Consider the following 13606-nt stretch of genomic DNA (forward strand, 5'->3'; position numbering starts at 1 on the left):
CAGTTCAGGCGGTCTTCTTGCCGGCCTGCCAGTATCCGAAGACGTAACCTATGATCACCGCGCCGATGGCGGCCTGCAGGGCAAAGAGGAGCGACTCGATCTCGCCGCTCGGCGGCTCCCAGAACGGCTCAATCCAGGGCTCGTAACCCGAGGCCTCGATGAGTTCTGCGGCCTCGCCGTCAGCCCCTTCCCAGGATTTATCGCCGGCAGAGTCCTGAAACAGGAATACGCAGGCAAATATGATTATTATAGCGGCGACCGCGATCTCCATGCCGTGCTTCATGCGGCAGCCTCCTTCAGTTTCTGGATGGTGCTCTCGGGAAGGAGGTTCAGGCGGATCAGGATCTCGGGTTTGAGGTGGACTATGTACTTAAAGACCAGGGCTATGATTGCACCCTCGATGATGGCAAGCGGCACCTGTGTAACGGCAAATATCGCTGCAAATGCCGTGAACGCTCCAACGAACCCAGTGGTGCCAGGGAACGCAAGTGCAAGCTGGACGGATGTGACGACGTATGTGAAGAGATCCGCAAGCGCTGCAGCGGCAAAGACCGTGGCGTAGGTGTTCGCGCCCGCCCGCGTCCCTGCCTTGTAGACCAGCCAGGCAACGACCGGACCGGCGATCCCCATCGAGAATACGTTTGCCCCGAGGGTGGTTATCCCGCCGTGCGCCAGGAAGACCGCCTGAAAAACTAGGACGATCAGCCCGAGAACACCTGTGATGCAGGGGCCGAAGAGGACGGCCCCAAGCCCCGTTCCGGTGGGGTGGGAGCAACTCCCGGTGAACGAGGGGAGTTTGAGCGAGGAGAGGACAAAGACAAAGGCACCTGCAACCGCAAGGAGCGGCAGCGTCTCGCGCCTCTCTTTTACAAGCCGGTTTAACTGGTATACTCCAAAGACTATGAAGGGCAGGGAGACAAGGAACCAGATCTCCCACCAGGGACTGGGCAAGAATCCTTCCATTATGTGCATCTTATCACTCCTGACCGCTCTCGCAGCGGTAAAACAAATTTTTTTGATCTAATGTAAAACATTTTAATATATCATGGTTATTTGTGGTCATATTTATCTCCTCCGGTATTCAACACTCCGGGATCGTTATGCACCGGATTCCACGCATCGTTCTCGCAGGAACCCACAGCGGCTGCGGTAAGACCACGATTGCAAGCGGGCTGATGGCAGCACTCGCGGCCAGGGGGCTCGCTGTCCAGCCATTCAAGGTGGGCCCGGACTTCATCGACCCCACGCACCACTCGGCCATCTGCGGCCGGCCGTCCCGCAACCTCGACCCATTCATGATGGGTGAGGCGGGGGTGCGTGAGACGTTTATCAGGGGATCCGCCGGCGCCGGGATCGCTCTCATCGAGGGGGTGATGGGGCTCTACGACGGTCTCGAAGGGACGGATATCGCGAGCACGGCGCACGTTGCAAAGATCCTGGACGCCCCGGTCATCCTGGTGGTGGATGCGGGGGGTGCGTCACGAAGCGTCCATGCCATGGTCAGGGGCTACGCGGGGTTCGACCCTGAGGTCAGGGTCGCCGGGGTCATAATCAACCGGATCGGGAGCCCCCGCCACCTTGCCATGATCGAGGAGACAGAGAGCCTCCCGATATACGGGGCGGTGCCGCGGCGAAACGATCTCGCGGTCGAGAGCCGGCACCTCGGGCTTGCGATGGCGGCCGAGACCGGGATGATGGCGCGATACGGCGCGGTGGTGGAGGAGACCTGCGATCTCGATGCGATCATCGGCCTGGCCGCCTCAGCCCCGCCGCTCACTGACCCGGGAATGGCGATGCCCCGCCAGGAGACCCGGGTGCGGATCGGTGTTGCTGACGATGCGGCGTTCTGCTTCTACTACGCCGATAACCTGGAGAGACTTGCCCGGGCGGGTGCGGATCTGGCATTCTTCTCGCCGATGGCCGACCGTCTGCCTGAGGTGGACGCCCTCTACCTCGGCGGCGGCTACCCCGAACTGCACGCGGGGGCTCTCTCCTCGTCCAGGTGCCGGGAAGATCTCCGCCGGGCGGTCGATGACGGGATGCCCGTATACGCGGAGTGCGGCGGGCTCTTATACCTCAGCGAACGGCTCACCACCGACGGGGCTGATTACCCGATGGCGGGCATCCTCCCGGCAACCGCGGAGATGACCGGGCGCATCCAGGCTCTCGGGTATGTGGAGGCCAGGGTTGCCGGCGGGGCACCGGTGCTTGCGCCTGGCTCCCTCTTCCGGGGCCACGAGTTTCATTACTCGCGCCTGGAGTGCGCCCGCGACGCAAGGTTCGCACTGGAACTCAGCCGCGGCCGCGGGATCGACGAGGGGAGGGACGGGCTCGCCGCCGGCAGCGCGGTCGGGCAGTACACCCACGCCTACTTCACGGACGAGTTTGCGCAGACGCTTGTTAAAGCCGCTGCCAGGTTCAGGCGGTCTTAGAATCCGGTGCTTGAAGAGGCCAGGAGGATGAGCCGTTGAGAGCCGGTGAACTGCGGTGTCTGCGTGAGCGCATCGCCGCGTCGCCTGACGCGATCCTGGTGATGGTCGTGCTCGTCATCTTCATGGACATGATGATCTACGGCCTCCTGATCCCGATCTTCCCGCAGTATGCCTCGAGCCTCAGCGTGGAGGAATCGGTCATCGGGGTCATATTCGGGCTGTACGCTGCCATGCTTCTTGTATTCTCCATACCGATGGGGCTCCTTTCCGATCGGCTGGGGCGCCGACCGCTCATAGTCGTAGGGATGCTCCTCCTTGCTCTTGCAACAGCCCTCTTTGGGCTCTCCAACACGGTTCTGCACCTGGCCGCCGCCAGGACTGTCCAGGGCATATCGGCGGCGGCGACCTGGTCTGCAGGGCTTGCGCTCATCGCCGATACATGCGATCCCGCCAGGCTCGGGGAGAAGATGGGGATCGCGTTGTCGTCGGTCGGGCTCGGCACGGTTCTTGGGCCGGTCGCCGGCGGGCTGCTGTTTGAGTATGCCGGCCACACCGCGACCTTCATACTCCCGGCGATCCTGGCGGCGGTCATCGGTCTCATCGTCCTTGCGGTCCCGGTGCAGACGTGCCGGCGAGAGAGCCCATACCTCCTCCCGCGGGGCGCGCTCCCCTGCCTCGCGGTCTGTGCGGCAGTGATCGTCGCGGTCTCCGGGACATACGGCGTGATCGACCCCTACCTCCCCGTCCACCTCTATGCAGCCTTTTCCGCCTCGCCGGGAATGATCGGGGGCATGTTTGCGGTTCTGGCGGCCGCGGCCATAATCGTCCAGCCAGCCACAGGCCGGGTCTATGACCGCTGCGGCGGGAGCCGCTACCTTATACCCGGCGGGCTCGTCCTTGCCGGGGCCGCGATCCTGGCTGCCGTGGAGGCGGAGACCGTCCTCCTCACCGCCGTTTCGGTCTTCACGCTGGGGGTCGGGCTTGGCTCTGCCCTGGTGCCGGTGATGCCGATCCTGGCAGAGATCTACCGCAGCCACGGTTCGCAGGGCGCCGCCTACGGCATATACAACACTTTCTACTCTGCGGGGCTCTCTGCGGGGCCGTTTGCAGGGGCGGTGATCCTGGCGAAGTGGGCCTTACCGACTCTATTCCTGCTGCTGGCAGTTATCCTCGCGGCTACAGGGGTCTTATGCTGGTCAGCCATCGGGAGAGCCGGCTGGCGCTGAAGATACGTTCTTTGCGTTCCCGGCCAAAACGTGAGGTATGTTCCAGGAGTTCTGCCGCCGTCGCACCCCTGAACTGCTGATCGCCCTCTTCGGGCTCATCTTCGTGGCTGCAGCGTTCGGGGAGGTTGAAGGTGAGGCAGGAGTGTTCCTCGCCTCGGCACTCGATGTGGCGCTATTTGTCATCCTTGCAATGCTCGTCCATCTCGCAGCGACCCGGCACCCGGCCTACCGCCGGGCTGCCATCATCTGGCTTTTTGCCGTGGTTGCCGGGCTTGCTGCCGTCACGGCCAGTCTTGGAGCGGTTGCCATCCTTCCGGAGGAGGTCGATCCCGACCTATTCGACCCTGAACTTGCCGCCGCGGTTGCCCTTCTCCTCCTGGGCGTTTTTGTTGCCGGGCTTTTGAGCCTCGTCGGGCTCTCGCGCCGGTTCCGGGTCTGGCTTGCAGGCTACCTGCCGTTCGACCCGGACTCGCTCCTCCATACGGTCGCGCTCGTCGTCATCCTCGCCATGATCCTCATCCCGCCCATACCGCTCCTTGTCACGGGGGTTCCGCCCTTCCTCTCGGAGCAGTTCCTCGGCCTCCTGCTTGAGTCCGGGGATCTGCTCGCGAACACCGTCACGCTGGATGTCTATACCCTCTTCTGGACGCTTGTTGGTTCGTTCTTCATAGCGGGAGCGTTTGTCCGGCGGACGGGGCGCGAAACCCTGGAGCGGCTCGGACTCGTCCGCCCGACGGGGCGGCAGGTCGTTCTTGCCGTCGTCGCGGCTCTCGCGCTCGTCGCCGCCTTCCACTTCATTGACCTGGCGCTTGCCATGCTTATGGGCTGGCTCGGCATCCCGGTCACCGACGAGGATGCCGTCAACCTGCTCTTTGCCGGCGCGCTCACGCTCCCCGGGGTCATCATGGCATCCGTCGCGGCGGGATTCGGCGAGGAGGTGAGCATCCGCGGGCTGCTCCAGCCACGGTTCGGCATCCTCCTCCCGGCGATCCTGTTTGCGTCGCTCCACGCCTTCCAGTACACCTGGGACGGCCTCGTCTCGGTCTTCTTTGCGGGGATTATATTCGCCTATATCCGGCGGTATACGAACACAACGACGTCGGCGATCACGCACACCGTCTACGACCTGGTGCTCTTCTCGATGCTGCTGGCCGGGATCTCGGTATGAAGGCGTAACCTGGCATCCTCATCCCTGGTTCGAAAGAACAGTTGTAAGGAAAACGCTGAGGGGGAGATTTGAACTCCCGAGGGGCTCAACGCCCCACGGGCTTTCCAGGCCCGCGCCTTACCGGTCTAGACTACCTCAGCAGAGATGGTGCATCACTCGTTGGCGGTGTATTCTATTAATATTACCTCCCGGCATGCGTCTTCCAGCCGCGGGGATAGGTGCCGGGCGGCATAAGGACGGTTGTAGGCGCAACGGCAAACCCGGGTTCTCCGGGCCTCAGCGCCGACGATCCGAGAAGAGAGCGGCCGAGACCGACAAGTTCGCCGCGCTCTGTCATGATGGCAACCGTCTCGCCCTCTGCAAAACCTCCAGCCTTCTCCCTGACACCGACCCCGGCCAGGACGGCCCCGCGGCAGACGGCGTCGACCGCGGTGTCGCGGATGATAACCTTCGGGAGATCGGCAACGGCCGATTCCGGGGGGTGGATCATCCTTTGGAGGGGTTCGGGGTCGCCCTCCCGTGCAAACACAGCGGCGTCGGCAAGTTCGTGGAGCGTGACGGCATCGGTCTCGCCGAACCGTCCTGAGCGTGTCCGCCGGAGTTCCACCATGTTGGCGCACGTCCCGATCGCGTAGCCCAGGTGCACGCAGAGCGTCCGGATGTATGTCCCGGCATCGCAGCGAACCCGGAAGAGGACAAGTCTCCCCTCCATCTCCAGGAGCTCTATCTCATGGATCTTCCTGATCCGCAGGCTCCGCTTCACCGCACTCTTCCGGGGCGGCCGCTGGTACACCCGGCCGACAAACTCCGCCGCCGCACGCTCTACCGCCTCCCTCGAGGCGTCGGCGTGGAGCCTCATCAAACATATGTACTCCTTGCTCTGCGAGAGGAGGACGGGGGCAAGCCTGACTGCAGGGCCGAACATGACTATGAGCACCCCCGAGACCTGCGGGTCGAGCGTCCCGGCGTGACCCACCCGGCGTCCCAGGATCTCCCCGACCCAGGCGGTCACCTGATGGCTGCTCGGGCCGCGGGGTTTGTCTATGATGACGATCCCGGATTCCGGGATGGAAGAAGACTCCTGGCCGGCCACCCGCGATCACCGCCCTTCGACGCAGCGGTTCAGGGCTTCAAGCGTCCCTGCGAGCGACCCGTCCCCGACAACCGCCGGAGGGTGTCCGCCTGCCCGCATCGCATCCGCGGTGGTCGTGCCGATGGCGATGAGGAGAAGGCCGTCACGGGGCTGCCACCGCGCCTCCCGATAAGACATGGCGCTTGTAAAGAGGAGAGCGTCAGCATCCTCAACCTCGAGTTCGGTTCCCGTGGGGACGAGGGCGTAGACCCGCTCCTCCCGAACCCTTCCGCCGGCGGCGATGATCGCCTCAATGAGCTCCGGGTTCGGGAGATCGGCCCGCGGGATCCCGACCGTCCGGCCCCGGAGCCAGTCGCCCAGGTAGGGGGCAAACGCCCGGGAGTAGAACGAGGGGAGAACCTCTGCATCTATCCCGGAGCCGCGGAGGACCTCGGCGGTCTTTGGGCCGATCGCGATCACCCTGGGCCACCGTTCCAGTCTCGGCGCGATCAGTGCGGCGGGGAGGGCGCTTGCGAAGAAGAGGCAGTCAAACTCGCCGCGGTGGACGGCCTCGATGAAGGCATCGATCCTCTCCTCGCGCAACTCAGCCCGCAACGGGGAGACGGTGTAGCAGTCGTGACCGTATGCGGCGCAGAGGGCGCGGTCGCCCGCGGCCTTGTTCTCGAGCCGGGTGATGGCGATCTTCATTGGCTAAATCCTTCGTCCCGGTGGAATATGACTGTATCGGGAAGGACAAAATCCGGTTGGTTTATCCCTGCCCAATCCGACCATGGATAAGCGTGCTCTCCGGAATCCTGCTCGGAACAGTCCTTGGCATACTCTGCGGCGCCGTGAGCGGTCTCATCCCCGGCATCCATGCAAACACGGTGGCAGGCCTCCTCCTCTCGCTCCAGGCGCTCCTGCTTGCCTGGTTCGAGCCCGTGGTCATCGCCTCCGCCATGTTTGCCACGCTCGTCACGCATACTTTCCTCGACAACGTCCCCGCCACGTTCCTCGGTATCCCGGATGCCGAGACGTCGCTTGCCGTCCTCCCGGCCCATGCACTCTGTCTCGATGGGCGGGGGGAGGAGGCCGTGAGGATATCCGCCCTGGGTAGCGCTGCGGGGGTCGCTCTCTCCCTTCCGCTGGCGCTGGGGTTTGTCCTCGTCCTTCCCGCGCTCCAGCCGGCGATCGACTGGGGGATCGGGCTCATCATACTGGCGGTGGGGGGCTACCTCGTCGTGGTCTCGGAGTCGCCGGGCTGGGCGTTCGCGGTCTTTGCGGTCTCGGGGATCCTGGGGGTCTTTGCACTGGGCTGCTCCTACCTGGCCTGGCCGGCGGGCGGTGAGTCGGGGGTGCTGATGCCCCTCCTCTCGGGCCTCTTCGGGGTATCCGTCCTCCTCGGAGGGTCGCAGGGGAAGATGCCGGAGCAGCGGTTCCAGGGGCTTGACATTCCAGCCGGTGCTCTACGCCGCGGGTCTATACTTGGTTCGGCCGCCGGCGCTCTCGTCGGCTGGCTTCCGGGGCTCTCGAGCGCCACCGCAAACACCCTCCTGACCTCGGTCGTCGGCTACGACTCGAACCCGCGGGAGTACATCCTGGCAACGAGCGCTGCAAACACCGTGAACGCTTTTCTCGGGCTTGCGGCGTTCTACGCCATATCCCGGACACGGAACGGGGTTATGGCGGCTATCTCGGCGCTTGAGGATATGCCGCCGGCAACCGCCATCCTCCTTGCGGGGGCGCTCGCCGCGGTTGGAGCATACCTCCTGACGATCCTCTTCTCGCGTGCCGCCGGACTCTTCTCCGGGGTGAACGTCAGGGCGCTGAACCGCGCTGTCATCATCTTCATCGTCATGCTCTCGTTCGTCCTCTGCGGGCCGTTCGGGATCCTTGTCCTCCTGCTGGCGACAGCGGTCGGCTGCGTCCCGGCGCTTGTCAACATCCGCCGGGTCTACTGCATGGGTGCGATAATGCTCCCTGTGATGGTCTACTCCTTCGGTCTGGCGTGAGCCTCTTATACGACAGGGGCGCAAGTATTCCCGCAATGCTGCAGCGCTACTGGTTCGGGGATATCGATGAGGATGGGTGCTGCCGGGCTGCAGGCACCGAACCGGCCGCACTCGCCGAGCGGGTCTCCAGCCTCCGCACCGATATGGAGTCGTATACCCCGATCAACTGGGAGGTCGCCAGGGACTGCGGGGTTGTCCGGACGCGGGAGGGGTATGTTGCCCTGCTGCGTTCGGTCTGCATGATTCTTGCCCGGCAGAAGATCGCCCGGTCATACCAGGAGCGGGATGTCGCCCTCCTCCAGATGGTGCGGATGCTCGACGAGATCGATAATGTCATCAACCTCCTCTCGGAGCGTGCCGCTGAGTGGTACCAGGTCACCGACCCGTCGTTCTCCCGGAAGTACCGCTCCCTCCCGGCAAAGAAGATGCTTGATATGATCCGGAGAGGGGCAGACGGGGGGCTCGCGGGGGTTGCAGCCGAGATCGAGCGGCTCACGGAGGTGAGAAGACGGCTGATGCGGGAGGTCTCCGCAATGGCCGATGAGGTGATGCCGAATGTGAGCGCCCTCATCGGCGGGCTGGTCGCGGCCCGTCTCCTCTCCCGGGCAGGGGGGCTTGCTGAACTTGCCAGGATGCCGGGAAGCACCATACAGGTGCTCGGCTCGGAGCAGGCGCTGTTTTCGCACCTTCGAGGCGGGTCGCCGCCGCCAAAACACGGTATAATCTTTCAGCACCGCAGGGTCCACAACGCCCCAAAAGAGGTGAGGGGTCGGGTGGCCCGGGTGCTTGCGGCGAAACTTGCCATCGCGGCCAGGCTCGACCACTACCGGGGTGAGGCGGTGCCATCGTTCATCGAGGAGGCCCAGGCCCGGATCGACGAGGCAGGGAGGAGGGCATGATCTGGATCGGGAACGTCCTGGTCTCGCCCGGCGAGGCCGGGGTGTATGGTGAGCGGACGCTCGATGGCTACAGGGTCTGGGATCCCTACCGGAGCAAACTTGCAGCGCTCTACGCTCTCGGCGGCGGGGTTGAACTCGAATCCTGGATGCGGGTGCTCTACCTTGGGGCGGCAAACGGGACCACCGTCTCCCACGTCGCCGACTACGTCGAGACGGTCTACGCCGTGGAGTTTGCACCCCGGCCGATGCAGGACCTCCTGGAGGTTGCCCGCCGCCGGAAGAAGATAGTGCCGATAATGGCTGATGCGAGCCGGCCGGAGGACTACGCGCCGTTGATGGAGTCGGTCGACCTGGTCTACCAGGACGTGGCGCAGCCGAACCAGGTCGAGATAGCGGAACGGAACCTGGTATTCTTAAAACCGGGGGGGTGGTTCATCCTGATGCTGAAGACACGGAGCGTGGATGTTCGAAGGGACCCGGCCGGGGTGCTCGAGGAGACCCTGGCCGCGCTCGAGCGCCGCATTGAGGTTGCGGAGGCCCGCTGGCTAGAGCCCTACCACCACGACCACGCCGCGATCGTCTGTTCCAGGCCGTAGCATATATCAGCCTAGAGGGTGAGAGATCCACATGGATCGGGTCGTATTCAACCCCTTCTCGCCGCTGCTGATCATAATATTCCTCGGGCTGATCGGGCTCTTCATATTTGCAGTTCTCATCTTCCCGCTAATCTTCGTGACGGCGGTCGGGGCGACGTTCACGCGGCTCGGGTTCTCCTGGCAGCAGGCGCTCCTCATCCTCTTCCTGACGCTTGCGGGGAGTTTCATCAACATACCGATAAAGACGCTCGAGAGCCGGCCGGTCGCACCGGAGTACGAGCGCTACATACCGATCTACGGCCGGCTCTACCGCATCTCGCGGCCGGTGCAGCGGACGGTCCTTGCGGTGAACGTCGGCGGCGCCCTGATCCCGGTCGTGATATCGCTCTACCTGCTCTATAAGTCGATCCAGATCGCCGGCGGGTTCGAGATCCTCTGGCTTGCTCTCCTCGGGGTCGCGATCGTGACCGTCGTGACAAAACTCGTCGCCCGCCCGGTGCCGGGGCTCGGGATCGCGACGCCGTTCTTCATCCCGCCGCTCGCGGCGCTGCTTGCGGCGCTGATCCTCCCGCTCCTCGCGGGGGGCGCGCCGGGTGCGCCGGTGATAATCGCCTACGTGAGCGGGACGCTCGGCACCCTTATCGGGGCGGACCTTATGAATCTCAATCATATAGCGGAACTGGGGGCACCGATGGCAAGCATCGGGGGTGCGGGGACGTTTGATGGGATATTTCTCTCCGGGATCATCGCGGCGCTGCTGGCGTGAGGGGGTAGGGCGTCGGGAGGAATCCGGCGGCCTGACCCGGGTTGCGGCGAAGCCTGAGGGATCTACTCGTTCCGGGCTTGTGCGGCGGGTGAATGCGTTAGATAGTTGCCGTGTCATCCCCACACCTGTTGGCCGCGCTCTTCCCGCTCCGCCCCTTCACCCCCGCACGTTAACGTTTCCCGCGGCGGGGGGGGCGGATCGGACCGGTCGTCTGTCCCATTCTCCCGCAAGACCAATACACCATCCGGGATCCCCGGGCAATCGCTCAGGTTCACAACCACAAAATAAGGTGGAATAAACCGCTACCTGGCGAGCCGATTCCATTCTTCACGGGAAATGCCTGCCTGCCGGAGGATACGCACGAGCAGGTCGACGCAGATCTCTGGCCTATGTGGATTTGGGATGGTCAGAACGAGATCCCCTTTTACCATGAATGGGTGTCTGCCTCCCCGGCACGGCCCCTCAAATCCCAGGGCCTGGAGATTCTTCACAAGTTGGTTCTATGGGGGCCTGATCCTATGCTCCGGCACCCGTATCCACCCTGACGATCTCTCCCACAGTGCGGCCGGCGACCGGAGGTATCGGGAGGCCGCGCCGGAGCCGTATGATCAACCATTCGTCGATGACGCCGGCAAGGTTTCTCCTGCACTCTTCCAGCGTCCTGCCGGTTGCAAAAACCCCGGGAAGTTCCGGGATCTCTCCGTAATACGGTTCGGCGTCCTCGATGATCTCGTAGTTGGCGCGTTCGAGTGCCGCGCTGATATACTCCAGGATCATTGCATACTTCAATGGGATTGCCCCCGCATATAGGATTTCCCCGGTCGAGCGGGATCCACGGCTGCTGTTAGTGGACCCATTCGGTTCGGTGCCGGTTATCCCCGGGGGCGTCCCCGATCTGCTGCGGGTGCGATTCACTCCCCGGCACGGCGCTCTTCCCAGAGCCCGGCAAAGACCCGCACCTGGCTGAGGTAGACCGCCGGGTCGCGCTTGTACTCGAGCACCGTCGGGATCTCGGGGTGCCGCCGGAGCCGGGAGAAGACCGCTTCAAGGTCAAGCCCGCCCTCGGGGTGGTCAAGCTCGAGGTGCTCGTCGGTGATCGAGCCCCTTCTAACGTTCGAGAGGTGGTGGAGGGTCACGTTAAGGGCTTCAAACCGGGCTAACTCCTCCATGAAGGAGATCTGGCGGTAGTTTGTGGTGCAGGCAAGGTGAGGGAAGTCCAGGCAGAACCGGGTGATCTTCGTGCCTGCAAGCTCCGCGAGTTCTCCGGCGGTGTTCCCGAGGAAGGGGTAGCCGGCATGGACGGCCGGGAGGTTCTCAAGGGTGAGGCGGGGGTCGTTGTGGCGGTCCAGGAACGCGGCAAAGGTCTCTTCTGCGGCGGCGCGGCCTCCGGGTTCATACCGGCCGGCGTGGAGGACGATCGTCTCCGCACCCAGGGTGTCGGCGGCTTCAAGGGTCTGGTTCATGGCCTCCTCTATATGAGCCTCGATCACGTCGAGCGGACGGTTGTCCCGGGCGGCGGGGGCGCAGGGGTTGACGCCGTGGCTGTGGTGGGGTGCGTGGATGACGGCCGGGATGCCGGCTGCGGCGATCCGGTCGAGGTGCTCACGAAACGACCGCCGGGGGAGGGGGATGGCCTGAACCTGGATGAACTGGATTGTCCCCTCCTCGTAAAGAGCCCTGAGCAGTCCAAGCGCCTCGTCGTCGTTGAGCCGCAGCGTGCAGCCCGGTTTGCAGGCAGACAACGGTATATCACTCCTGCCCTATCTTTTAGGGGGCGGGCATCATCAAGGATGCGCACGGGAGAGAGGGGTCTGGCCTCCGGGAGACCCCCCTCGCAAATGCTCTGGAGAGATGAGACTGTGGTTTCCCCCTTGCAAGGACGACGGAGGATAGAAAGAGTTCAGTAGCCCGGAGCAGATTCGAACTGCTGTCGCAAGGTCCAGAGCCTTGCATGATTGACCGCTACACTACCGGGCTGTTTGGCCTTCAGATGTTGTTTTTGAATCTTAATTAAGGTGACGGCAGGGGGTTTTTCATCCCGCGGCTGACCGCGGGCATCTCCCGCAGGCCCGGCAGACCGCGGCGATGGGCCGGATCTCGGTTCCGGATCTGCAGAACGGCTCGATGTCGTTTATATCCCGCAGGTAGTATATGTGGGGGACAAGCGCGATGTGGGTGTAGCGGCCGCAGGGGATGCCGAGCCTCCCGGCGATACTCTTCTGGAGGTGGACGAGAGCGTAGATGTTCGCGCCGGCGGCGGAGAGGATATCGTTGCTCCGGAAGACGGCCTTCATCTGGAGTTTGCCGTCCCGGATGAGGCACTGGACGATCTGGAGGCAGGGGCAGTCGTCCAGGTTCTCGTCGACGGCCGGGTTCCAGGTGACGGCGATGGCCCGCCGGGAGTTCTTTGCGGCGGTGAGTTTACGGACGATGTAATCGATCTGGTCGATGTGAACGTCCCTGCCGTCCACCGTCAGCCCCTCCCCCCAGTCGAAGAGCCGCCGGTGGTAGTCGTACTCGAACTGCGCCTCGGAGCCGTGGAGGAGGTTCTCGGCGTAGGCGTCCAGGAACCGCTGCTGGAACCGGGAGGCCGGGCTTGCCATCGGCGGCCTCTCCGGGGACTCCACCTCGAGCGCAAGTTCCTCGCACTCGACCGTGGCCTCGCCGTTCTCGGTCTCCAGCACCCATCCCTTCTCGAGGACGGTCCTGACCGCCAGTTCGTGGGCGCGTGCGAGAGTGGGGGCGCGAATGATCCGCATGGAGATCTGTTTGAGGGCGTGGTAGAAAAATCAGCCAGTATGGAATGGCGGTGCAAGCGCCGGGGTCGGGATGGGATCTCTGATGGCCGCTGGAACCGCAGATCTTCCCGGGTCTGACTGCAGGCGGACTGCACACCCTGGAGGCGGTTGAGATGGGAGAAGTTCTTTCCTCCAGATGCGGTGCCCGGGAGAAGAACCTCCCGCCGTTCCAGGTTTCACCACCCCCCACGGGAGCACGGCTTTCGTGGGCCAATCACCTGACACTGCCCTCCCGAACCACCGAACGAATGGCGCGCTCTCATCTCTTTTCCTCCCTTCCATCCAGCGCCACCGATCGCGGCGGTTGCGGCACTCTCTGCGACCGGGTCGGAGGGGAGAGGGGGCGCAATCCTGCGCGCCTCCCCCTCTCGGAGCAGTGGGTCTTTATTCAAGCATCCTCCAGTCACGGTTGACCCGGGGTAAAGTGTGATCCCTGCGGCTATGGATCTTTTCCGGCAGTGTAAACCGGTTTCTGGAGACCGGATCCCCGGCCGACCACAAAGGATATAATAAGTGTTTCACAAATACTCTGACATATTCCGTAATTCGGAGTATGGAGCGTGGTGAACCCGTATTCGACGTCTGTCGAGTACCTCGCGTTCACATTCTCTCATGTCATTACAAAAGGAGGTATAGT

General features: G+C 63.7%; 15 protein-coding genes and 2 tRNA genes. 7 read left to right on the forward strand and 10 right to left on the reverse strand.

Features of this window, described 5'->3' with window-relative positions; all coding sequences use genetic code 11:
- Positions 1-4: 4 nt before the first annotated feature.
- Both R6Y96_RS10295 and R6Y96_RS10300 read right to left on the reverse strand, forming a co-directional pair.
- Entirely contained in the window at positions 5-283 is a 279-nt protein-coding gene (locus R6Y96_RS10295; protein ID WP_318621370.1) for an energy-coupling factor ABC transporter substrate-binding protein, read from the reverse strand.
- Positions 280-972 (reverse strand): energy-coupling factor ABC transporter permease, encoded by a 693-nt coding sequence (locus R6Y96_RS10300; protein WP_318621371.1) that lies wholly within the window; start codon positions 970-972, stop codon positions 280-282. Before R6Y96_RS10300 ends, R6Y96_RS10295 begins: the two co-directional genes overlap by 4 nt.
- A gap of 128 nt (positions 973-1100) precedes the next feature.
- On the opposite strand from R6Y96_RS10300, the gene R6Y96_RS10305 reads away from it, so the two are divergent.
- From R6Y96_RS10305 to R6Y96_RS10315, 3 genes are read left to right on the forward strand one after another with little or no spacing between them, the layout of a single operon-like run.
- Entirely contained in the window at positions 1101-2432 is a 1332-nt protein-coding gene (locus R6Y96_RS10305; RefSeq protein WP_318621372.1) for a cobyrinate a,c-diamide synthase, read from the forward strand.
- 35 nt (positions 2433-2467) lie between these two features.
- Positions 2468-3658, forward strand: a complete 1191-nt coding sequence (locus tag R6Y96_RS10310) for an MFS transporter (protein WP_318621373.1) — start codon at positions 2468-2470, stop codon at positions 3656-3658.
- Between the two features lie 37 nt (positions 3659-3695).
- On the forward strand, positions 3696-4826 hold the full coding sequence (locus R6Y96_RS10315) for a CPBP family intramembrane glutamic endopeptidase (RefSeq protein ID WP_318621374.1): 1131 nt from the start codon (positions 3696-3698) through the stop codon (positions 4824-4826).
- 53 nt (positions 4827-4879) lie between these two features.
- On the opposite strand, the gene R6Y96_RS10320 is transcribed toward R6Y96_RS10315, so the two are convergent.
- From R6Y96_RS10320 to R6Y96_RS10330, 3 genes are all read right to left on the reverse strand, one after another.
- Positions 4880-4966: transfer RNA gene (locus R6Y96_RS10320), tRNA-Ser, on the reverse strand.
- A 41-nt stretch (positions 4967-5007) separates the two neighbouring features.
- Positions 5008-5919 carry an RNA-guided pseudouridylation complex pseudouridine synthase subunit Cbf5 gene (locus R6Y96_RS10325; protein WP_318621375.1) on the reverse strand — a complete coding sequence of 304 codons (912 nt, stop codon included), beginning with the start codon at positions 5917-5919 and terminating at the stop codon, positions 5008-5010.
- A 6-nt stretch (positions 5920-5925) separates the two neighbouring features.
- Positions 5926-6606, reverse strand: coding sequence for a uroporphyrinogen-III synthase (locus R6Y96_RS10330; RefSeq protein WP_318621376.1), 681 nt, complete (start codon positions 6604-6606; stop codon positions 5926-5928).
- Positions 6607-6698: 92 nt separating this feature from the next.
- Between R6Y96_RS10330 and R6Y96_RS10335 the strand changes: the two genes are divergently transcribed.
- The 4 genes from R6Y96_RS10335 to R6Y96_RS10350 are packed head-to-tail and all read left to right on the forward strand — an operon-like array spanning position 6699 to position 10171.
- Positions 6699-7910 carry a tripartite tricarboxylate transporter permease gene (locus R6Y96_RS10335; protein ID WP_318621377.1) on the forward strand — a complete coding sequence of 404 codons (1212 nt, stop codon included), beginning with the start codon at positions 6699-6701 and terminating at the stop codon, positions 7908-7910.
- A gap of 35 nt (positions 7911-7945) precedes the next feature.
- Positions 7946-8809: an NOP5/NOP56 family protein gene (locus R6Y96_RS10340; protein WP_318621378.1), complete on the forward strand. Its 864-nt coding sequence runs from the start codon at positions 7946-7948 to the stop codon at positions 8807-8809.
- A complete protein-coding gene (locus R6Y96_RS10345; protein WP_318621379.1) occupies positions 8806-9405 on the forward strand; it encodes a fibrillarin-like rRNA/tRNA 2'-O-methyltransferase in 600 nt (199 codons plus the stop codon). Before R6Y96_RS10340 ends, R6Y96_RS10345 begins: the two co-directional genes overlap by 4 nt.
- 31 nt (positions 9406-9436) lie before the next feature.
- Positions 9437-10171, forward strand: coding sequence for a DUF1614 domain-containing protein (locus tag R6Y96_RS10350; RefSeq protein ID WP_318621380.1), 735 nt, complete (start codon positions 9437-9439; stop codon positions 10169-10171).
- 302 nt (positions 10172-10473) lie between these two features.
- On the opposite strand, the gene R6Y96_RS10355 is transcribed toward R6Y96_RS10350, so the two are convergent.
- From R6Y96_RS10355 to R6Y96_RS10375, 5 genes are all read right to left on the reverse strand, one after another.
- A complete protein-coding gene (locus R6Y96_RS10355; RefSeq protein WP_318621381.1) occupies positions 10474-10662 on the reverse strand; it encodes a type II toxin-antitoxin system HicA family toxin in 189 nt (62 codons plus the stop codon).
- Positions 10663-10687: 25 nt separating this feature from the next.
- On the reverse strand, positions 10688-10960 hold the full coding sequence (locus tag R6Y96_RS10360) for a type II toxin-antitoxin system HicB family antitoxin (protein WP_318621382.1): 273 nt from the start codon (positions 10958-10960) through the stop codon (positions 10688-10690).
- 122 nt (positions 10961-11082) lie between these two features.
- Positions 11083-11913 carry a TIM barrel protein gene (locus R6Y96_RS10365; RefSeq protein WP_318621383.1) on the reverse strand — a complete coding sequence of 277 codons (831 nt, stop codon included), beginning with the start codon at positions 11911-11913 and terminating at the stop codon, positions 11083-11085.
- Positions 11914-12075: 162 nt separating this feature from the next.
- Positions 12076-12148, reverse strand: a tRNA-Gln gene (locus tag R6Y96_RS10370).
- A 56-nt stretch (positions 12149-12204) separates the two neighbouring features.
- The gene (locus R6Y96_RS10375) at positions 12205-12930 is read right to left on the reverse strand and encodes a thymidylate synthase (protein WP_318621384.1); all 726 of its coding nucleotides are present in this window, start codon (positions 12928-12930) and stop codon (positions 12205-12207) included.
- Between the last annotated feature and the right edge of the window lie 676 nt (positions 12931-13606).

Origin of the sequence: Methanoculleus receptaculi, from assembly GCF_033472595.1 — an archaeon.
GTDB classification, from domain to species: domain Archaea; phylum Halobacteriota; class Methanomicrobia; order Methanomicrobiales; family Methanoculleaceae; genus Methanoculleus; species Methanoculleus receptaculi.